The following is an 18,348-nucleotide window of genomic DNA, read 5'->3' on the forward strand; positions in this document are numbered from 1 at the left end:
AAAAAGGATTCCTGCGTGCGACCTTAAGGTACAGCCTTAGGTACGAGATTCCACGATCCTCTTGATATTCGCCAGCCCCAGTTCCGCTTCCTCATCGATCCGCGCAATCATTTCCGCCGTTGGTGCCTTCGGCCGCGCTGGGTTGCGCACCGTACGCGTAAATTTCGTGCCGCCGTCGACCTCGGCGCACACATACTGCACGACAATCGGGCCGGTGACGCTCATATGCGTCAGGCCGATCCAGAGCCGCGGACGTTCGCAGGCGATCACCAGCCAGTCCAGCGCCACCGGGCCCGACCGCGTCGACCAGTGTTCGTGAAACGTGTCGCCGAAGCGCATCGGGCGATCCTCGCACTCGATGTCGTGCGAGGACGGCAGCCATTGCGGCCATGACCGGGGATTGGTGACGTAATCGAACACGACTTCGGGCGCAGCCGCGATCACGATGGAATGGCTGCGCTCGAACGGATGCGTCGATACGGTCGTGGTCATCCGGCATTTCCCTTGTCGTGTACGTATTCCATGCGCCGTGCGATGCGGCCGCTATGTCGGCAACGACTCGCCGGTCCGCTCGCGCACGATATAGTCGGCATACCAGTCCGGCCAGTTCTCGTCATGCTGGCCGCCAGTGCGTTTCTCGTGCTCACCATGCGCGGCCGCCGCCCGTCGCAAGGCGGCTGCAAGGTCAGCAGAGGAGTTGAACGTCGTGGCGCTGGCATCGACACGTCCGGGCAGTCGCGCGGTGATCTCCTGAAACAGCCAGCCGTTGCCGTCCGGGTCGCTGAATGATGCGAAGGAGCGATAGCTGGCGCGCGCGGGATCCGGGCCATTCACTCGAAGCCGCCCGAACAAATAGGGTTGGTCCGGCCCAACATTGACATCTCCGGCGTGGAAGGCGTTGCTCACCTTGACGCCGCGGCCGAGCAGGTCCGCACGGGCGGCTTCGATGTCGGAGACGATCAGATACAGACCTTGCGCCGAGCCGGGCGTCGCGGCAGTGACGTTCTTGCCGAAGATGACCGAGCAATCCGAACCCGGCGGTGTGAACTGGATCACGCGATAGTCGTCGCCGACCACGAAGTCGGCGTCGAGCCTCCAGCCAAGATTTGCGTAAAAACTCTTGGCCGTGTCGACATTCGACACGGGAATGACGACGATTTCGAGCTTCATGGTGACGGACGTATCACGATGCACCTGGGGACTGCTCATGTCAGGTCTCCTGAGGTTGGGGTGTGACGACGACGTGTGGTGCCGGGCTGCGCGCAGGCGCAACAATGTCTGCAATCGGTCGTTTGGCCGGCGTTCCGTTTGTTGGTCTGCTCTTGCGGTTGTGACCCATCCCGATCTTGATGATGCCACACGCCTGTATCATTTCAGGTGAGGGCGCATTTGCAAGGGTGTCCGAATGACACGGAACCTTACGTTGCTGTTGATCGCCGGCGTTCTGATGGCATTCGCTGGCCAGGCGGAGGCGCGGCGGCTTCGCGCGGGCGATGCAGTGCCCTTTTCGCACAGGCCGTGCAGCGTTCTTGATGGCGAGCCGTGCACACCGTCAACCTGCAGCGTGTTCGATCACGGGCCGTGCATTCCCGAAATCGATTATCCGATCGGGCAAAACCTGCAGGTCACGGTGCTGAGCGTGCCGCCGGGTGATCAGCAGGCTCTCTACCGCCGACCCGATCATGATCTCGATACGATCGGCGACCTGTTCGCAGCCTTGCGGTCGTGCTGGTCGCCGCCCGCGACGGACGTTGCGCGTGCAGGGATGCAGATGTCGGTGATGTTCTCGTTCAACACGGCGGGCAGGCCAATCGCGCCGCCGCGCGTAACATTCGCGAGCAAGGATGCGCCGCAGGACACGCGCGGCACCTATCTCAAGGCCATCGACGGTTCGCTCGATGGCTGCCTGCCGCTGAAGCTGACCAAGGGTCTTGGCGGCGCGATCGCCGGGCGGCCGATCATGATCCGCTATGTCGATAACCGGGAGCTGGAGAAGCAGTCCGGGAAGTAGCGTGTGGCGTGAACCGCTGCGCCACCCGCCGCGACGAAGGGGAAACCACTCCGGAGGCGGCGATGCTGAAACGCAGGCTCGTGTTGATTGCGACGATGGTTGGCGCTGTCGGTGCGCTCACCGGCGGCAGCGCCTTGCTGCTCTGGCCTGAAGCCGACAACTGGACCGAGGAAGCCAAGGCCTGCGTCGGCGACAAGTATGTCGGGTTCTGGCAGGACAACGGCAAGTATTCGTTCAAGATGGATTTCGAGAACAACTGCGCCCGCAAGATCGCCTGCGGCATCGACGTCACGGTAACCAACGCCAAGGGCTCGGTGAAGGACCACGGCACGGTGATCATCCCCGCGCGCGGCCAAACGCCGAGCGAGGCGAGCTACAGCATCCCGACCTCGTCGTCGTCCGGCATGGCGCAAACCGCGCGAAACTGCCGGTTCGTGTGAGGTGACTTGCTTAATCTCTCCCCGCCTAGCGAAACTTCGCTTCGCGCGGGAGCGGGGAGAGGTTAGACCTCAATCGATCCTGATCTTCGCCGCCTTGATCACCTCAGCCCACAGCGCTTTCTCGTCGGCGATGCGCTTGCGGAGCTGATCGGGCGTGGTTGGTGACGGCGTGATGAGCTGCAGCTTCAGCCTCTCGACGACGGCGGGCTCGGCCAGCGTCTCCGTCACTTCCGCATTGATCGTCGCCACCACATCCTTCGGCAATCCGCCCGGACCGACCAGCGCATTCCAGGCGTCGGACTGCACGTCGATGCCGCTCTCGGTCAGCGTCGGGACATCCGGCAGGAACGGCGAGCGCTTCGCGGTGGTGACGGCGAGGATCTTCACGGCGCCGGTGGAGAGCTGCGGCGTCACGCCGATGGCGGGCAGGCACGCGACCTGCACATCGCCGCGGATCAGCGCGGTGGTTGCGGCGGGCGACGATGGATAGGGAATGTGCACCATATTGGCGCCGGCCTTCTGCGCGATCGCTTCCATGCAGAGCTGCGAGAGCGTGCCGACGCCGATCGAGCCGTAGCCGAGGCCCTTCGGATCGGCTTTGGACTTGGCGAGGAATTCTGCGACGGTGTTGACGCCGAGGCTGGTCGGCACCGCGAGCACGCTCGGGAGCTGCGTCAGCAGAGTGATCGGCGCGATGTCGGTGTCGGGATTGTAGGGCAGCTTCGCAAACAGCAGCGTGTTGATGGCGAGCGGGCCGCCGAGCGAGATGCCGATGGTCGAACCGTCGGGAGTGGATTTGGCGATAGCGTCGGTGCCGATATTGCCGGAGGCGCCGGGCTTATTCTCCACCACGAAATTGGTGCCGGGATGCCGCGCCTGCAGACTGTCAGCGAGCACGCGGCCGACGATGTCGGGGCTCGCGCCGGCGCCGAACGGCACGATGATGCGAACAAGCTTGGGCGGCCAGACGGGCGCCTGCGCGTGCGCCGCGAAAGGCAGCGCGACGAACAGCAGCGCTGCGAGCGCAAGGCGAAAGCGGGCAGGTGTCGTGTCGTTTCGCAGCATTGCGTGCGTCCCCTGAAAAGTGATACCCGGAAACCATCTGACCGGCGCCAAAGGCGGCTAAAATCCGCTGGCCGGGCGGGACCATAGTGGGAATTTCAGGGCGGGCAACCCATCCGGCACGCAACCGCCCGGGCGAGAGGACTGAACATCATGGGACTGATCGTGATGATCCTCGGCCTCGTGCTGTTTCTCGGCATTCACCTGTTCATCACCAGGCGCGAGGCGCGGGCAGAGCTGATCGCCCGCCTCGGTGAGAGCGGCTACAAGCTCGGCTTTGCGCTGATCTCCGCCGTCGGTCTCGCGCTGATTATCTGGGGCTTCGCGCAATATCGCGCGACCGGCTGGATCAATGTCTGGACGCCGCCGCTGGCGATGAAGCACATCACCGTCGCGCTGATGCTGCCGGCGGTGATCATGGTCGCCGCGGCCTATATCCGCGGTCGCATCTACACCACGCTTAAACATCCGATGCTCGCCGGCATCAAGCTGTGGGCCGCCGCGCATCTGCTCGCCAATGGCGATCTCGGCTCGATCATCCTGTTCGGATCGTTCCTGGCCTGGGCGGTGATCGATCGCATTTCGCTGAAGCACCGCGCCGATGCCGGCGGTCCGCCGATCCCGGTGGGCGGTCCGATGAATGACGCGATTGCGGTCGCGGTCGGCATCGTGGCCTATATCGCTTTGGGTTTCGCCTTCCATCCGGTGGTGATCGGCGTTCCCGTGTTCGGAGCTTAAGGTCATGTCAGTTCAGTCGGCCATCAGGCGCAAGACCGCACCGGATATTCTCGCGCGCAAGAACGGTGAGCCGATCGTGATGCTCACCTCGTATCATGCGCATACGGCCTCGCTGGTCGATCGCTATTGCGACGTGATCCTGGTCGGCGACTCGCTCGGCAATGTGATGCACGGTTTCGAGACCACGATCCCCGTAACGCTCGAGATGATGATCCTGCAGGGCCACGCGGTGATGCGCGGCTCCAAGCAGTCGCTGGTCGTGGTCGACATGCCGTTCGGATCCTATGAAGCCTCGAAGGAACAGGCGTTTCATTCCGCCGCGCGCATCCTGAAAGAGACCCATTGCGGCGCGGTGAAGCTGGAAGGCGGGGCGCGCATGGCCGAGACGATTGCCTTCCTCACCGAGCGCAGCATCCCGGTGATGGCGCATATCGGCCTGACGCCGCAGTCGATCGCCGCGCTCGGTTCGTTCCGCTCGCAGGGCAAGGAAGAAGCCGAAGCGATCTCGCGCGGTGAGAATGTGCCGGGTCCGATCCAGAACGATGCGATTGCAGTGGCGCAGGCCGGCGCGTTCTCGGTGGTGATCGAAGCGGTGGCTGAACCGCTCGCGCGAAAGATCACCGAGACGATTCCGATCCCGACGATCGGTATCGGCGCGAGCCCAGCTTGTGACGGTCAGGTATTGGTGCTCGAAGACATGCTCGGCCTATCGGCGCGGGTGCCGAAATTCGTCAAGCGCTATGGCAATCTCGGACCCATGATCGAGGCGGCCATCGAGGGTTACGCAACGGACGTGCGCTCGCGCGCGTTTCCGGGACCGGAACATGTCTATGGCGGCAAGCCGAAGGGCTGACGCAAGTTTGACGCAAGACGGCCGCAGGATTTTCGCAGGAATTTTGCGGTTCGGCTGGGGTTGAAAGAGCAGGGGCAATGCGAAGGATGTTGATGATGAAGGCCTTGAAATTCCTGAGCTTTGTCGCCATTTTGGCGCTGCTTCCCGCGGTTTCCTACGCCGATCCGGCCAAAAAGGAGCGCAAGCCCCATTATCGCGTCGAGGAGCCGCGCCCGGTCGTCGGCCCGCTCAACGACACCCGCGGCAATGCGGCGCTGGGCGGCAACAACGCCAACTCAGCCTTCGGCGACAACAGCGCCGGGTCCAATGCCAATGGCCGCACCAGCGGCGGCGCTGGCGGCATGAACTGACGCGCTCAAAAGGCACCGGTTCGAAATTAAGCATTTCGGGATAACGCTTTGATCGCGCTGGCTTTGCCTTGCCAGCGCCATAACGCTAGGGTATCGCCGCCGCCATGCCGGGGCGCATATGCCCGGCGCCGCTCGGGGTGAGCGCGGCCCATCGGGGACAGGATACCTTTAAGTGTCTGAATTATTTAATGAAGTCGACGAAGACCTGCGTCGCGAGCAGCTCAAGAAGATCTGGGAGAAGTATTCGCTCCTGATCATCGCGGTCGCGATTCTGATCGTGGTCGGCGTCGGCGGCTGGCGTGGCTACAGCTATCTCGAGGCCAAGAAGGCCGCCGTGGCCGGTGCGGCGTTCGACCGTGCGGTCGAGCTTGCTGAGCAGAACAAGCATGCCGAGGCGGAAGCTGCCTTCACCAAACTCGCTGCCGAGGCGCCGTCGGGCTACCGCACGCTGGCCCGTCTGCGCGCCGCTGCTGAGGCTGCCGCACGCGATCCGCAGGCCGCCGTAAAACTCTATGACGACATTATTGCTGACCGCACCGTTCCAGCACCCGAGCAGGATTTGGCGCGCATCCGCGCCGGCAGTCTGCTGCTGGAGACCACGCCCTATGAGGCGATGCAGACGCGCCTGGAGCCGGCGACGACCAATACCAGCACCTATCGTCATTCGGCGCGTGAACTGCTGGCGCTGTCGGCATGGAAGGCCAACAACGCCGTGGCGACGCGGCAGTGGCTGGACATGATGTCCAACGATGCGGAGACGCCGGCGAGCCTGCGCACCCGTGCCGAAGCGTTGCAGGCGCTGTTGCCGCCGGCCGCGAAAAGCTGAGCAAAACAAGAGCCGAATTAAAGCTGACCTGAAGCCGATCGTTCAGATCACGAGTTGAGTGAGAAGTCGTCCATGCGCCCGATGCAACGCCTCGTTTCCGCCGCCGTCCTGATCGCGCTGTCCAGCGCGCTCTCGGGCTGCGGCAGCATGACCGGCTGGGACCCGTCCGACATGCTCGACTTCCTAGACACCAAGAAGAAGCTGCCGGGCGACCGCAAGCCGGTGTTCCCTGACGGCGTCCCCGGTCTTGAGCAGGGCGTGCCGCGGGATCTCTACAAGGAGAATGCCGAGCGTCAGCGTGCGCAGGAGGCCGCGCCGCCGCCGGTTGCGGCAGCACCGCCGCCCGCTGAACCCAAGGGCCGGAAGTCGAAGAGCCGCGCCGCGGCCGCTCCGAGCGCCGCTCCCGCCGATCCCGATGCCGCACCGGTCGAGGAAGGCAGCACGGCTGCCGCGCCGCCTCCGCCGCAAGGCAAGAAGGTCGCTCGCCGTCGCAGCACCACCGCGCCGCCGCCGGATGAGCCGGCAGCAGCCACGGCCGCGCCTGCCCAGCAGGGCACCACTCCATTCCCGGCACCAGTGCCGTCGGGTAGTTTCTCGCGCTAGAGATCGCGTTTCGATCTGATCGCAACGCGGTCTCTAGATTCTTGTTTTGCGCGTTTTCTTCACGCGAACCGGCAACCACTTCGCTGGAAAACGCTGTCGTATCGCGCGCCCTCTCATTGACAGGCTGTCCGTAAAGGGCGCACGGATCACCCATGTCTTCACTTCAAGCACCTTATACAATTGCCATCATCGGACGCCCCAATGTCGGCAAGTCCACGCTGTTCAACCGTCTGGTCGGGCAGAAGCTTGCGCTGGTCGATGACACCCCCGGTGTCACCCGCGACCGCCGTGAGGGCGAGGGTAAGCTTGGCGATCTCGAATTCACGCTGGTGGATACTGCTGGCCTCGACGAAGGCCCGAAGGGCTCGCTGACCGCGCGGATGCAGGAACAGACCGAGACGGCGATCGCGCTCGCCGACGCGCTGTTCTTCGTCATCGACGCGCGCGCGGGTCTGACGCCGAACGACCGCGCCTTTGCGGATTTCGCACGCCGCGCCAACAAGCCTGTGCTGCTGCTCGCCAACAAGAGCGAAGGCAAGCACGGCGAGGTCGGCGCCATGGAGTCTTACGCACTCGGCCTCGGCGATCCCATCCAGATCTCAGCCGAACACGGCGAGGGCCTCGGCGAACTCTACGATGCACTGCGCGTGCTGATGCCGGAGCCGGTCGAAGAGCCCGAAGAATTCGACGATGACGATGTCATCATTCCTGAAGAAGAGATCGAGACGCGGCCGATCCGCGTCGCCATCGTCGGTCGCCCCAATGCCGGCAAGTCGACCACCATCAACTATCTGCTCGGCGAAGAGCGCCTGCTGACCTCGCCGGAGGCCGGCACCACGCGCGACAGCATTTCGGTTGAGCTCAACTACAAGGGCCGCGACTTCCGCATCTTCGATACCGCCGGCCTGCGTCGCCGTTCGCGTATCGAAGAGAAGCTGGAGAAGCTCTCTGTTGCCGATACGCTGCGCGCGGTGCGTTTCGCCGAAGTCGTCGTGCTGATGATGGACTCGCAGAACAAGTTTGAGGAGCAGGATCTGCGCATCGCCGACCTGATCGAGCGCGAAGGTCGCGCGCTGGTAATCGCGGTCAACAAATGGGATCTGGTCGAGAAGCAGGGCGGCCAGATCGGTCAATTGCGCACCGATGCCGATCACTGGCTGCCGCAGGTTCGGGGTGTGCCCATCGTCGCGATCTCCGGCCTGATGGGTGAGGGCGTCGAACGCCTGATGAAGGCGATCGAAGACTCCTACTCGATCTGGAATCGCCGTATTCCGACGGCTGGCCTCAATCGCTGGTTCGAGGACGCAATCGGCAACAATCCGCCGCCAGCTGTTTCAGGTCGCCGCCTCAAGCTGAACTACGTCACCCAGGCGAAAGCACGTCCACCGAGCTTCATCGTGTTCTGCTCGCGCGCCGATGCCGTACCGACGAGCTATCTGCGCTATCTCACCAATACGCTACGCGAAGCCTTCAACCTGCCGGGCACGCCGATCCGCATCACGTTGCGCGAGAAGGCCAACCCGTTCGCACACAAGCGCAAGCGGCCGAACTGATCGGCCAGCAAGGGACGCTGGATCGCGGTGCACGCGATCCAGCGTTTTTGTTTTGTGTCCTATCGTTCGCCGCTGAGCCCGAACGGATTGGCGTGCTTCTGCGCAGGCGGACGCGCTGATTTGCGCCATGGCAGGATCATCGACACCCGGTCGCGATAGCGGCGATAGTCGTCACCGAACAACTCGACCAGATCGCGTTCTTCCAGAAAGATTCCGACGAAGATGTAGGCGGTCGTGACGGCCGCGAACAGCAGATGCCCGACTGTCATGAGCGGCGTCGCCCAGAAGGCGATGATGAAGCCGAGATAGATCGGATGGCGCACAAGCTTGTAGTAGAGCGGCGTGCGAAACACCGGCGCAGATGGTTTCTGGTCAGACAGATTCTGCACCACCTGCTGCACGCCGAACAGCTCGAAATGGTTGATCAGGAAGGTGCTGGTGAAGACGAGGACCCATCCGACCAGGGAAAGCCCTGTCATGGCCATGGCCAGTTGTGGAGTGTTGATCTGCCAGACGATCGCCGGCATCGGGCGCCACTGCCAGAACAGCAGCAGAAGGCTCAGGCTCGCGAACAGCACATAGGTGCTGCGCTCGACCGAAGCCGGGACATATTGCGTCCACCACTGCTTGAACGACTTTCGCGCCATGACGCTGTGCTGGATTGCAAACAGCGACATCAGAGCGAGATTGACGAGCACAGATTCCAGCCACGGAACCTGCGTTCCGGCGTTGATGTCTTTTGGTACCATCATTCCGTCGACGAAACCGATGGCATAGAGGATCGTGACGAAGAAGATCGCGTAGGACGTGAGCCCGTAGATGAGTGCAATGAGGCGGGTCATGGAGCTATCCTTTGCTGGTTGTCTTGTCGATTTAAACCAAGCGTTTCCTCAGACGATGCCTCCGGGAGGACCCGCGCGTGCTTCGAGTTGCTTGGCGCGCGGCTGCCTAGGGAGGAGGGATGCCTCGGCCACGCGCATGGTCGGCCGCATGATCGGCGCTAGCGGAATGGCATCGGGCCGCAGCTGACAGCGCGCGGGCTGATCACGGCGGATTTGTGTCGCATCGCGGGCTTGTGTCGCATCGTGATTGGGCAAGCTGCCAGAGCAGGCACTCAGGGCGCCGATGGCGACGAGGACGCCGGCCGTCAGGATTCGCATGCGGAAGCTCACCATTTGTCGGATCACACGCATGATGGTGTCCCGGCGAAGCGTATCGGTCTGCGCGCGATGGTTGTCGAAGGCGATCGAGTCATCTGGGGGACGACGAATCGGATCCGGTTGACCCCGCGACACTTGAATCGACTCGCGTGCGGTATCGCTGTCTTGCAGATCGCGCTGCGCATGTTTGCTGAAGAAGCGGTGCGGGTCGGTTCGAAGCGGACTCTCAAGGAACTCGGCCACCGCGGCGCGTGATAATCCTGCCTTGGATAGCGAGCTGTCGTCGATGCGGATCAGCCGCGCAATGGCGCGCCGCATCAACAGTGCTGCAATCAAGCGGAAGCTACGATCGGCGGCTTTGGACAGCCGTTTCTTGATCATCATCGTCTCCATCGGATACAATGCGACGCTACATGCCGCGCATGGTTGGGGCTGCTAACGACGGTCGGAGGTTCAGGACCTCGCATGATCGAGACACCGCCATCATTTGCAGCGACGCCGGATATTGATCGCGGTGGGGATTTGCTTGCGGATATGCTGCGGTCGATCCGGCTTAGCGGATCGGTATTTCTCAACGCCAGCCTGACCGAGCCCTTCGGCCTCATCAGTCCGAAGCACTTCGACGAGCGCACGCCGATGGCGCATTTGCGCCATGTCAGCATTTTTCATTTGATTGCGGCAGGCGAATGCACCGTCGAACTCGCCAGCGGTGAGCGAGGCACCATTGCCGCGGGCGACATTCTGCTGATGCCGTTCGCCGACACGCACAGGTTCTACAGCGGCGACGACGCGGAGATGTGTTCCGCGATGGAACTGGTGCGTGCCGGTCCACTGTCCGGCATGTGGACGATCGAGCATGGCGGCGGAGGGCGGGAGACCCGCATGGTCTGCGGCTTCATCGAATCGTCGGAGCTACTGCACTCTCCGGTATTTCGAACCCTGCCGCCGATGCTGATCGATCGCGCCGGCGACGACAAAGTGAGTGCGGTTCTCGCCACGACGGTGCGCGAAATTCTCTCACTGACCGAAGATGCGACGCCTGGCAGCGAGATCATGCTTGGCCGGTTGATGGAGCTGCTGTTCGTCGAGGTGCTGCGTCGCTACGCTGCGGGATTGCCGCCCAGCGCGCATGGCTGGTTTGCGGCACTGAATGATCCCGTGCTCGGACGCGCGATGTGGCATGTCCACGGAAATCCTGGTCATCGCTGGACGGTTGACGATCTGGCCCGCGAATGCGGCACGTCGCGCACGGTGCTCGCCGAACGCTTCAACGAGGTGTTGGGCCAGGCGCCGATCGAATATGTGACCAGCTGGCGGATGCAATTGGCAGCGGAGCGCATGCGAACGGGTGCGGACAGCCTTGCCGTCATCGCCAGCGATGTCGGCTACGACTCCGAAGCGGCCTTCAATCGCGCGTTCAAGCGCGTCACCGGCGTCGCGCCGGGGCGCTGGCGCGACGGCGCGAAATCGGCGAAGCCTTATCCGAGGCCCATGCGCAGGGGCTAACCTCGTCCTGCTTCAGCGCATCCGAATTGTCGCGAAGTGCCGGCGCAGGATATTCCGACACTCAGGCCGCAGCCACGATGACGTGCGCCTGAATCTTGGCAGCAATCTCGCCGTTGCCATGTCTGCGCGCAATTTCAGATGCGGCATAGTCGGTTGCAGCTTCCAGTTTTCCTGCGTCCCTGGCCTCGATTTCGTTGCGCAGAACAGTTCCCTGACAATACGCCACGGCCGGAAGGCGCGGCGAGGATGCACGGCTTTGTTCGGCCCTCGTTTCGATCGTCACGTTGGAAAAACCTGCGTCCTCCAGCTCGCGACGGATCAGTGCCGTATCGTGGTAGCCGTGCGGCGTGCGTGCCAGAAAGCGCGGCGGATCGTCCGGGAAAATATACGCGAGAGCATTCGTCACATCGGCAGCAAATACATTGTCCTCGATGCGATCCCACACATTGAACAAGAGATGTCCTCCGGGCTTCAGAACTCGCTTTGCTTCGTGGTAGGCAGATGTGCGGTCGGGAAAGAACATCGCGCCGAACTGACAACACACGAGATCAAAGGCCGCATTTTCAAACGGGAGCGCCAGAGCGTCCGCTTGCTGCCATGTGATGCGATTGTCCGGAGCTTGTCGCGACGCGGCGTAGTCGAGCATCGGCTGGTTGAGGTCGGTTACAATATAGCTTGCGCGTGGGGATAATCTTGGCGCCAACGCGCGGGTAACAACACCGGTGCCCGCGGCGATTTCCAGAACGGCGCCAGGCGCGAAAGACGCTGCGCGTTGTGCGAGATCTGCGGCGTAGGGCTCGAAGATCAACGGCACCATATAGCGGTCGTAGTTTTCCGGAATCGAGCCAGCGAATAACTTGTCCGTTTCCAGCATTGCTATCACCCGTCGTCCGTTTGATGGCGTGCGAGACTAGCATGTATTGTCGGCGTCGTCCCGAAGGGCGAGAGCCGAGCCAGGGCCATTGCGTTTGGCTGAACGTCAGTGATTCAGATTCCCAAACCGGGAGCGCGAACGATGCGGCTGCCCTGATGATGGACAGCTTCATTGTTCGCGCGCATCAGCTTGGACATGAATCATCAGGACCAGACACAGACGATCTGGCTGTAACTCGTAGCGACAGCTACTTCAGCGCATCCGAGACCAGCCTGAATTTCTGGATGCGCTTTCCGGTGTCGACTTCGGCTGTGTAGACGTTGCCCTTGGCGTCCACCGCCATGGCGTGAATCCAGTGGAACTGGCCGGCCTGACGGCCGTTGCGGCCGAAGGTGCCAACGACCTTGCCGTCGTCGCGGTTGATGACGCGGATCTCGTTGTTCTCGCCATCCGCCGTCAGTAGCCAGGTCTGCTTCGGATCGGGCCAGACCGCGAGATCCCACACCGCGCCGTTGCCGAGCGTGGCCTTCTCGTAGAACCATTCCTTCACGAAGCTGCCGTCCTTCTTGAACACCTGCACGCGGTTGTTGATGCGGTCGCAGACATAGACAAGGCCGTCATTGGCGAGCTTCACGCAATGCACGGGATTGCCGAACTGCTGTGCCACCGGCGCGTTCGGATCATAAGCCGCTTGCTTGTCGTCATTCGGCTTGTTGCCATAGGCGCCCCAGTGCCGCTTGTAGGCGCCGGTGGTGGCATCGAACACGATGACGCGGCGATTGCCGTAGCCGTCGGCGACATAGATCTCGTTGGCATCCTTGTCGATGGCGGTCTCGGCGGGCTTGCCGAGCTGCGTGGTGTCGTTGCTGCCCTTGCTCGGTGCGATCTTGCCGATCTGCATGACGAACTTGCCGTCGGTCGTGAATTTCAGGATTGCATTGTCGTTGTCGAGATTGCCACCGACCCAGACGAAGCCGTCGTCGCTGACCTCGATGCCATGCTCGCGGCCGACCCATTCATAGCCTTCGCCAGGCCCGCCCCATGAGCGCAACAGATTGCCGGCGGCGTCGAATTCCAGCACCGGCGGCGCGGAGACGCAGCATTTCGAGCGTGGCGGATTGAGAGCGGCGCCTTTCTCGTCATCGGTCAGCGAGCGCGGGCGATGGATCACCCAGACATGGCCGTCCTTGTCGGTGGTGATGCCGCCGACCTGGCCGAGGATCCAGTTGTTCGGCAGCGGCTTCGGCCAGGAAGCATCGACCTCGAAGCGGGGGATGTCGGCGGCGCGCGCGAGGGAAAGTGTTGCGAGGGTGAATGTTGCAGCAAGCGCGACCGAACGCAGGCGTGACGCCATGATGACCTCCCTATGTGATGCGGGTTAGTCCCGCTTGGGAGGAAGTCTAGCCGGGATGGAACGAAGTGCAATGTGCGCGGTGCGGTGGCGATGCAGCACTCTGACTTGTCGTCACCCGGCCTGACCGGGTGATCCAGTACATACCGCGCGACCTGAGTTTACTGGATCGCCCGGTCCAAGCGCGCAAGTGCGCGCCAGGCCGGGCGATGACAGTGAGAGTGTGTTGCCTACGCCGGCGGATGAAAGCCCATCACCTTGCCGGTCTTGTAGTCAACGAATTTTCCGGTCTCCGTCCAGGACGGCAGGCACAGTGGCACGATGGCTTCTGCGGCCTGTGCGGGGGTATCGAGTGTTTCGGGATCCTCACCGGGCATCACGATGGCGCGCATGTGGGTGCGGATCGGGCCGGGATTGAACAGGTTCACACGCAGCGGCGTTGTTGCGGTCTCATTGGCCCAGACACGGACTAGCGTTTCCAGCGCAGCCTTGGAGACGGCATAGGGGCCGCGATAGGCGGAGGCCTTGTTGGCGGTGCCGGATGTGAGGAACACGGCGCGGCCGGCATCGGACTGCTGCAGCAGCGGCTCCATGCAGCGGATGAGCTGGAAGTTCGCCGTGAGGTTCGCGGCCATGGTGTCGTTCCAGGCCTTCAGCTCGATATGGCCGAGCGGCGACGACGGGCCGGCAACGCCGGCATTGCCGACCAGAATATCGAGCTTGCCGTGGCGCTCATTGAGCGCGGCGCCGAGCCGCGACAGGCCGTCGAGGTCGGTGATGTTCAGCGGCACCAGCGTGGCGCTGCTGCCCTCGGCGCGGATCGCATCGTCGAGTTCTTCGAGGCCGCCCTGGGTACGCGCCACGGCGACGATGTGCGCGCCGGCCTTGGCCAGCGCCAGCGCAGTGGCATAGCCGATGCCGCGCGAGGCGCCGGTGACGAGGGCGATGCGGGAGGCGAGGGGAAGGGTCATGGCGCGGCTCATAAATCTCAGGCGTCGTCCCCGCGAAGGCGGGGATCCATACACGGGAGGGTTATGATGCGGAAAGGTGGTTGTGTCTAATCCAGAGCGAAACAAATTAGATCGTGGCTATGGATCCCCGCTTTCGCGGGGATGACACCCGATAAGACTGCGATCAGCTCGCTTCGGCCAGCAGCGAGAGCTGCCGCGGGGCGTCGATCTCGCTCATGTCGGTGAGCGGGGTCGGGTAGTCGCCGGTGAAGCAGTGGTCGGCGAATTTCGGATGAGCGGGGTCGCGGCCGGGTTCGCCCATGGCGCGGTAGATGCCGTCGACCGAGACGAAGGCCAGCGAGTCCGCGCCGATCAGGTCGCGCATTTCTTCCAGCGTATGCGTGGCGGCGAGAAGGCCGGCGCGGTCCGGGGTGTCGATGCCGTAATAATCCGGATGGGTGATCGGCGGCGAGGCGATGCGGAAGTGAACTTCCTTGGCGCCGGCGTCGCGCATCATCTTGACGATCTTCTTCGAGGTGGTGCCGCGCACCAGACTGTCGTCGATCAGCACGATGCGCTTGCCTTCGATGGCGGCGCGGTTGGCCGAATGTTTCATGCGCACGCCGAGCTCGCGCACGCTCTGGGTCGGCTGGATAAAGGTGCGGCCGACATAGTGGTTGCGGATGATGCCGAGTTCGAACGGCACGCCCGAGGCGCGGGAATAGCCGATTGCGGCAGGCACGCCGGAATCCGGCACCGGTACGACCACATCGGCTTCCACATGGGTCTCGCGGGCGAGCTGCTCGCCCATCGCCTTGCGGGTGTCGTAGACCGAGCGGCCGGCGACGATCGAATCCGGGCGCGCGAAGTAGATATATTCGAAGATGCAGGGGCGCGGCGGCTGCGGCGCGAACGGCTTGTGGCTCTGCGCGCCGTTCTCGTCGAACACGATGACTTCGCCGGGCTCGATGTCGCGGATGTATTTGGCGCCGATGATGTCGAGCGCGCAGGTTTCGGAGGCGAGGATCGGGGCGCCGTCGAGTTCACCCAGCACCAGCGGGCGGATGCCGAGCGGGTCGCGCGCGCCGACCAGTTTCTTGTTGGTCAGCGACACCAGCGCATAGGCGCCTTCGATGGCGCGCAGGGCTTCGATGTAACGGTCGATGAAACGGTTGCGCTTGGAATGCGCGACGAGGTGCAGGATGACCTCGGTGTCGGTGGTCGACTGCATCATCGCGCCGTTTTTCACGAGCTCGCGGCGCAGAGTGAGACCGTTGGTGAGGTTGCCGTTATGGGCGACCGCAAAACCACCGGCATTGAGTTCGGCGAACAGCGGCTGGACGTTACGGAGAATGGTTTCGCCCGTGGTGGAGTAGCGGGTGTGGCCGACGGCAGCGGTGCCGGGCAGGCGTTCGATCACTTCGCGGCGGGAGAAGGTGTCGCCGACGAGGCCGAGGCGGCGTTCGGAGTGGAAGCGCTTGCCGTCGAAGGCGACGATGCCGGCGGCTTCCTGTCCGCGATGCTGGAGGGCGTGGAGGCCGAGCGCGGTAATCGCCGCCGCATCGGGATGTCCGTAAATACCGAACACGCCGCATTTTTCGCGAAGCATGTCGCCGTCGAGATCAGGATTGCGCATAGTGGTGCTCGCGTCGTCGGAAGGGCTCTGCATCGGATCCATCGCGCCTTTCAGGTGTCGCGAGAAACTAAGAACGCCTAGCGTCCCGCCGGTTTGCCATCGATCAGCTTTTTCAGGCTGTCGCGGGCAGGTTTGGAATAGCCATCCGCGGCGCCGGGCGCTGCGGGCTCGGCGTCGGTCGTATCCTCATCGGGTTTGTTTTTCTTGAACCTCTTCAAGATGGTGTTTTCAGGGTCATCCGGCAAGAGCGCCATCAGCCAATCGCCGGTTCCTTGCAGAACAACGCGCGATTTTGCACCCGTGACCCAGTCCGGACGCTGCTTGTCCGGCACCAGCCATGAGAAGAACAGGAAGGCGACGACCACGATCAGCAGGCCGCGGGCGAGGCCGAACAGGAAGCCCAGGGTGCGGTCCAGCGCGCCGATGCGCGAATCCAGGATCATGTCGGAGATGCGGACGGTGATGATCGAAACCACGATCAGCGTGCCGATGAACACGCCGGCCACCACCACGATGCTGGCGACGGTATCGTTGTTGAAATAAGTTTTAGCGGTCGGAAGCAGCTTCTGGAAAGCAAACAGGGTGACTAGCGCCGCCGCGCCCCAGGCCGCGATCGACAGGATCTCGCGCATGAAGCCGCGGACCATGGCCAAGAGGCCAGAGATCAGCATGACGCCGAGCAGGACAAGGTCGAGAATCGTGATCGGCATCGGCTGGTCAGGTCCGCTCGTGAATCAAAAACCGCGAATCGGCACAGGCTGCCGTTTCAGGTGACGGTGATATGGCACGTCTCGCAAGGCCGGAAAACCGCTATCGGCCGCAGGAGCACCCCAGATCACACCATTGTTCCGCTTTCGGCAGAGTGCCTTAACGGAGCGTGTTGCACATCTGCGCAGTCTGTCGCGCGCGCATTCTATAGCGGCCGCGGCAGCGCAGGTCACGTCGCTGTCAGCCGTCTTGGCGCTTGAATCGCGCCGGTACGGTATTTTTCTCGGCATCTGTGCTTTTGCTGTTGTCGCGCGTGGGTTTGACGCCGCGCGCAGCGATATCGGCGACCAGCGAAGTCAGGCCGCCGATGGTATTGAGGGACAGTCCGGCATCGCCACCGGGGTCGCCGCGCGCCGATTCCGGCAGCACTGCGCGGCCGAAGCCGAGTTTTGCCGCCTCTTTCAGCCGTGCCGACGTCTGCGCCACCGGGCGCACCGCGCCGGACAGCGAGATCTCACCGAAATAGACCGCGTCCGGCGGCAGCGGGGCGTTGCAGAGCGACGACACCAGCGCCGCCGCCGCGGCCATGTCGGCGGCGGGCTCGTTGATGCGCAGGCCCCCAGCAACGTTGAAATAGACGTCGTAGCCCGACAGCTTGACCCCGCAATGGGCCTCCAGCACCGCCAGCACCATCGACAGCCTCGATGAATCCCAGCCCACCACCGCACGGCGCGGGGTGCCCAGCGTGGTCGGCGCAACCAGAGCCTGCAGTTCCACCAGCACCGGGCGGGTGCCCTCCATGCCGGCGAAGACGGCGGTGCCCGGCGAGCCGAGATCGCGATCGGACAGGAACAGCTCGGAGGGGTTGGAGACCTCGCGCAGGCCGAGCCCCGTCATCTCGAATACGCCGATCTCGTCGGTCGGGCCGAAGCGGTTCTTCACCGCGCGCAGGATACGGAACTGCTGCGAGCCTTCGCCCTCGAAGGACATCACGGCGTCGACCATATGCTCGACGACGCGCGGCCCGGCGATCTGGCCGTCCTTGGTGACATGGCCGACCAGGATGATGGTGGCACCGGATTTCTTGGCGAAGCGAATGAGCGCCTGCGCGGAGGCGCGGACCTGGGTCACGGTGCCCGGCGCGGATTCCACCGTGTCGGTCCACATGGTCTGGATCGAGTCGATCACGATCAGCCGCGGCACCGTGCCTTCGGACAGTGTGGCGACGATGTCCTCGACCGAGGTTTCAGACGCGAGCTGCACCGAGGCGTCCGCGAGGCCCAAACGCGACGCGCGCAGCCGCACCTGCGCCACCGCTTCTTCGCCGGAGATGTAGACCACGCGGTGGCCGGCACGCGCCATCAGGCTGGTGGCCTGCGTCAGCAAGGTCGATTTACCGATGCCGGGATCGCCGCCGATCAGGAGCACCGAGCCGCGTACGAAGCCGCCGCCGGTGACGCGGTCGAGCTCGCCCATCCCCGATGGAATGCGCGGCGCGTCTGCGCTCTGGCCGGTCAGGCTTTCGAGATTGAAGGTGCGCCCCTTGCGCTTGGAGCGCGCGCTGACCGGAATCGTGGTGACGCCGGTGGTGTCCTCCTCGGCCAGCGAATTCCACTCGCCGCAGGCGTCGCACTTGCCCTGCCACTTGTTATAGGCGGCACCGCAATTCTGGCAGACGAAGGAGAGGAGGTTCTTGGCCATTGGCGGAAGGAATCGCGGCTGTGGGT

The 18,348-nt window shown here is 63.4% G+C and carries 20 protein-coding genes; 9 read left to right on the forward strand and 11 right to left on the reverse strand.

Features of this window, described 5'->3' with window-relative positions:
- Nucleotides 1–36: 36 nt before the first annotated feature.
- Together AB8A33_RS10910 and AB8A33_RS10915 are read right to left on the reverse strand one after the other, a co-directional pair.
- Nucleotides 37–492 (reverse strand): SRPBCC family protein, encoded by a 456-nt coding sequence (locus tag AB8A33_RS10910; RefSeq protein ID WP_439092733.1) that lies wholly within the window; start codon nt 490–492, stop codon nt 37–39.
- A 51-nt stretch (nt 493–543) separates the two neighbouring features.
- Nucleotides 544–1,209, reverse strand: coding sequence for a VOC family protein (locus AB8A33_RS10915; protein ID WP_439092735.1), 666 nt, complete (start codon nt 1,207–1,209; stop codon nt 544–546).
- 196 nt (nt 1,210–1,405) lie between these two features.
- On the opposite strand from AB8A33_RS10915, the gene AB8A33_RS10920 reads away from it, so the two are divergent.
- Nucleotides 1,406–2,011: a hypothetical protein gene (locus AB8A33_RS10920; RefSeq protein ID WP_439092736.1), complete on the forward strand. Its 606-nt coding sequence runs from the start codon at nt 1,406–1,408 to the stop codon at nt 2,009–2,011.
- A 62-nt stretch (nt 2,012–2,073) separates the two neighbouring features.
- Complete coding sequence (locus AB8A33_RS10925; protein ID WP_439092738.1) at nt 2,074–2,451, forward strand: hypothetical protein; 378 nt, start codon at nt 2,074–2,076, stop codon at nt 2,449–2,451.
- Between the two features lie 69 nt (nt 2,452–2,520).
- Here the strand turns inward: AB8A33_RS10925 and AB8A33_RS10930 are convergent, their stop codons facing one another.
- On the reverse strand, nt 2,521–3,516 hold the full coding sequence (locus tag AB8A33_RS10930) for a Bug family tripartite tricarboxylate transporter substrate binding protein (RefSeq protein WP_439092740.1): 996 nt from the start codon (nt 3,514–3,516) through the stop codon (nt 2,521–2,523).
- 150 nt (nt 3,517–3,666) lie between these two features.
- Here AB8A33_RS10930 and AB8A33_RS10935 point away from each other — a divergent pair, with 150 nt between their 5' ends.
- The 6 genes from AB8A33_RS10935 (at nt 3,667) to der (ending at nt 8,436) form a co-directional block, all read left to right on the forward strand.
- Nucleotides 3,667–4,251, forward strand: coding sequence for an NnrU family protein (locus AB8A33_RS10935; protein WP_439092741.1), 585 nt, complete (start codon nt 3,667–3,669; stop codon nt 4,249–4,251).
- 4 nt (nt 4,252–4,255) lie between these two features.
- Nucleotides 4,256–5,104 (forward strand): 3-methyl-2-oxobutanoate hydroxymethyltransferase, encoded by an 849-nt coding sequence (panB, locus tag AB8A33_RS10940; protein WP_439092742.1) that lies wholly within the window; start codon nt 4,256–4,258, stop codon nt 5,102–5,104.
- 92 nt (nt 5,105–5,196) lie between these two features.
- Entirely contained in the window at nt 5,197–5,454 is a 258-nt protein-coding gene (locus AB8A33_RS10945; protein ID WP_439092743.1) for a hypothetical protein, read from the forward strand.
- Nucleotides 5,455–5,626: 172 nt separating this feature from the next.
- Complete coding sequence (locus AB8A33_RS10950; protein ID WP_439092745.1) at nt 5,627–6,280, forward strand: tetratricopeptide repeat protein; 654 nt, start codon at nt 5,627–5,629, stop codon at nt 6,278–6,280.
- A 72-nt stretch (nt 6,281–6,352) separates the two neighbouring features.
- Complete coding sequence (locus AB8A33_RS10955) at nt 6,353–6,883, forward strand: hypothetical protein (protein WP_439092746.1); 531 nt, start codon at nt 6,353–6,355, stop codon at nt 6,881–6,883.
- 152 nt (nt 6,884–7,035) lie between these two features.
- A complete protein-coding gene (gene der, locus AB8A33_RS10960) occupies nt 7,036–8,436 on the forward strand; it encodes a ribosome biogenesis GTPase Der (protein WP_439092747.1) in 1,401 nt (466 codons plus the stop codon).
- A 59-nt stretch (nt 8,437–8,495) separates the two neighbouring features.
- On the opposite strand, the gene mddA is transcribed toward der, so the two are convergent.
- A complete protein-coding gene (gene mddA, locus AB8A33_RS10965; protein ID WP_439092748.1) occupies nt 8,496–9,278 on the reverse strand; it encodes a methanethiol S-methyltransferase in 783 nt (260 codons plus the stop codon).
- Nucleotides 9,279–9,326: 48 nt separating this feature from the next.
- Nucleotides 9,327–9,977 (reverse strand): hypothetical protein, encoded by a 651-nt coding sequence (locus AB8A33_RS10970; RefSeq protein WP_439092749.1) that lies wholly within the window; start codon nt 9,975–9,977, stop codon nt 9,327–9,329.
- A gap of 84 nt (nt 9,978–10,061) precedes the next feature.
- Between AB8A33_RS10970 and AB8A33_RS10975 the strand changes: the two genes are divergently transcribed.
- Nucleotides 10,062–11,102: an AraC family transcriptional regulator gene (locus AB8A33_RS10975; RefSeq protein ID WP_439092750.1), complete on the forward strand. Its 1,041-nt coding sequence runs from the start codon at nt 10,062–10,064 to the stop codon at nt 11,100–11,102.
- 61 nt (nt 11,103–11,163) lie between these two features.
- Here AB8A33_RS10975 and AB8A33_RS10980 read toward each other — a convergent pair whose 3' ends face one another.
- From AB8A33_RS10980 to radA, 6 genes are all read right to left on the reverse strand, one after another.
- Nucleotides 11,164–11,976, reverse strand: coding sequence for a class I SAM-dependent methyltransferase (locus AB8A33_RS10980; protein WP_439092751.1), 813 nt, complete (start codon nt 11,974–11,976; stop codon nt 11,164–11,166).
- Nucleotides 11,977–12,223: 247 nt separating this feature from the next.
- Entirely contained in the window at nt 12,224–13,330 is a 1,107-nt protein-coding gene (locus AB8A33_RS10985) for a hypothetical protein (protein ID WP_439092752.1), read from the reverse strand.
- Nucleotides 13,331–13,557: 227 nt separating this feature from the next.
- The gene (locus AB8A33_RS10990) at nt 13,558–14,298 is read right to left on the reverse strand and encodes an SDR family NAD(P)-dependent oxidoreductase (protein WP_439092754.1); all 741 of its coding nucleotides are present in this window, start codon (nt 14,296–14,298) and stop codon (nt 13,558–13,560) included.
- 163 nt (nt 14,299–14,461) lie between these two features.
- On the reverse strand, nt 14,462–15,955 hold the full coding sequence (purF, locus tag AB8A33_RS10995) for an amidophosphoribosyltransferase (RefSeq protein WP_439092755.1): 1,494 nt from the start codon (nt 15,953–15,955) through the stop codon (nt 14,462–14,464).
- A 35-nt stretch (nt 15,956–15,990) separates the two neighbouring features.
- On the reverse strand, nt 15,991–16,623 hold the full coding sequence (locus AB8A33_RS11000; RefSeq protein WP_068731040.1) for a CvpA family protein: 633 nt from the start codon (nt 16,621–16,623) through the stop codon (nt 15,991–15,993).
- A 238-nt stretch (nt 16,624–16,861) separates the two neighbouring features.
- Nucleotides 16,862–18,322: a DNA repair protein RadA gene (gene radA / locus AB8A33_RS11005; protein ID WP_439092757.1), complete on the reverse strand. Its 1,461-nt coding sequence runs from the start codon at nt 18,320–18,322 to the stop codon at nt 16,862–16,864.
- Nucleotides 18,323–18,348 lie beyond the last annotated feature (26 nt).

The sequence above is a fragment of the Tardiphaga sp. 813_E8_N1_3 genome, from assembly GCF_051811025.1.
Classification (GTDB): Bacteria; Pseudomonadota; Alphaproteobacteria; order Rhizobiales; family Xanthobacteraceae; genus Tardiphaga.

Coding starts and splice junctions, on each gene's coding strand:
- AB8A33_RS10910 (WP_439092733.1), bottom strand. CDS start 492: ATGACCACGACCGTATCGACGCATCCGTTCGAGCGCAGCCATTCCATC.
- AB8A33_RS10915 (WP_439092735.1), bottom strand. CDS start 1,209: ATGAGCAGTCCCCAGGTGCATCGTGATACGTCCGTCACCATGAAGCTC.
- AB8A33_RS10920 (WP_439092736.1), top strand. CDS start 1,406: ATGACACGGAACCTTACGTTGCTGTTGATCGCCGGCGTTCTGATGGCA.
- AB8A33_RS10925 (WP_439092738.1), top strand. CDS start 2,074: ATGCTGAAACGCAGGCTCGTGTTGATTGCGACGATGGTTGGCGCTGTC.
- AB8A33_RS10930 (WP_439092740.1), bottom strand. CDS start 3,516: ATGCTGCGAAACGACACGACACCTGCCCGCTTTCGCCTTGCGCTCGCA.
- AB8A33_RS10935 (WP_439092741.1), top strand. CDS start 3,667: ATGGGACTGATCGTGATGATCCTCGGCCTCGTGCTGTTTCTCGGCATT.
- panB (WP_439092742.1), top strand. CDS start 4,256: ATGTCAGTTCAGTCGGCCATCAGGCGCAAGACCGCACCGGATATTCTC.
- AB8A33_RS10945 (WP_439092743.1), top strand. CDS start 5,197: ATGATGAAGGCCTTGAAATTCCTGAGCTTTGTCGCCATTTTGGCGCTG.
- AB8A33_RS10955 (WP_439092746.1), top strand. CDS start 6,353: ATGCGCCCGATGCAACGCCTCGTTTCCGCCGCCGTCCTGATCGCGCTG.
- der (WP_439092747.1), top strand. CDS start 7,036: ATGTCTTCACTTCAAGCACCTTATACAATTGCCATCATCGGACGCCCC.
- mddA (WP_439092748.1), bottom strand. CDS start 9,278: ATGACCCGCCTCATTGCACTCATCTACGGGCTCACGTCCTACGCGATC.
- AB8A33_RS10970 (WP_439092749.1), bottom strand. CDS start 9,977: ATGATCAAGAAACGGCTGTCCAAAGCCGCCGATCGTAGCTTCCGCTTG.
- AB8A33_RS10975 (WP_439092750.1), top strand. CDS start 10,062: ATGATCGAGACACCGCCATCATTTGCAGCGACGCCGGATATTGATCGC.
- AB8A33_RS10980 (WP_439092751.1), bottom strand. CDS start 11,976: ATGCTGGAAACGGACAAGTTATTCGCTGGCTCGATTCCGGAAAACTAC.
- AB8A33_RS10985 (WP_439092752.1), bottom strand. CDS start 13,330: ATGGCGTCACGCCTGCGTTCGGTCGCGCTTGCTGCAACATTCACCCTC.
- AB8A33_RS10990 (WP_439092754.1), bottom strand. CDS start 14,298: ATGACCCTTCCCCTCGCCTCCCGCATCGCCCTCGTCACCGGCGCCTCG.
- purF (WP_439092755.1), bottom strand. CDS start 15,955: ATGGATCCGATGCAGAGCCCTTCCGACGACGCGAGCACCACTATGCGC.
- AB8A33_RS11000 (WP_068731040.1), bottom strand. CDS start 16,623: ATGCCGATCACGATTCTCGACCTTGTCCTGCTCGGCGTCATGCTGATC.
- radA (WP_439092757.1), bottom strand. CDS start 18,322: ATGGCCAAGAACCTCCTCTCCTTCGTCTGCCAGAATTGCGGTGCCGCC.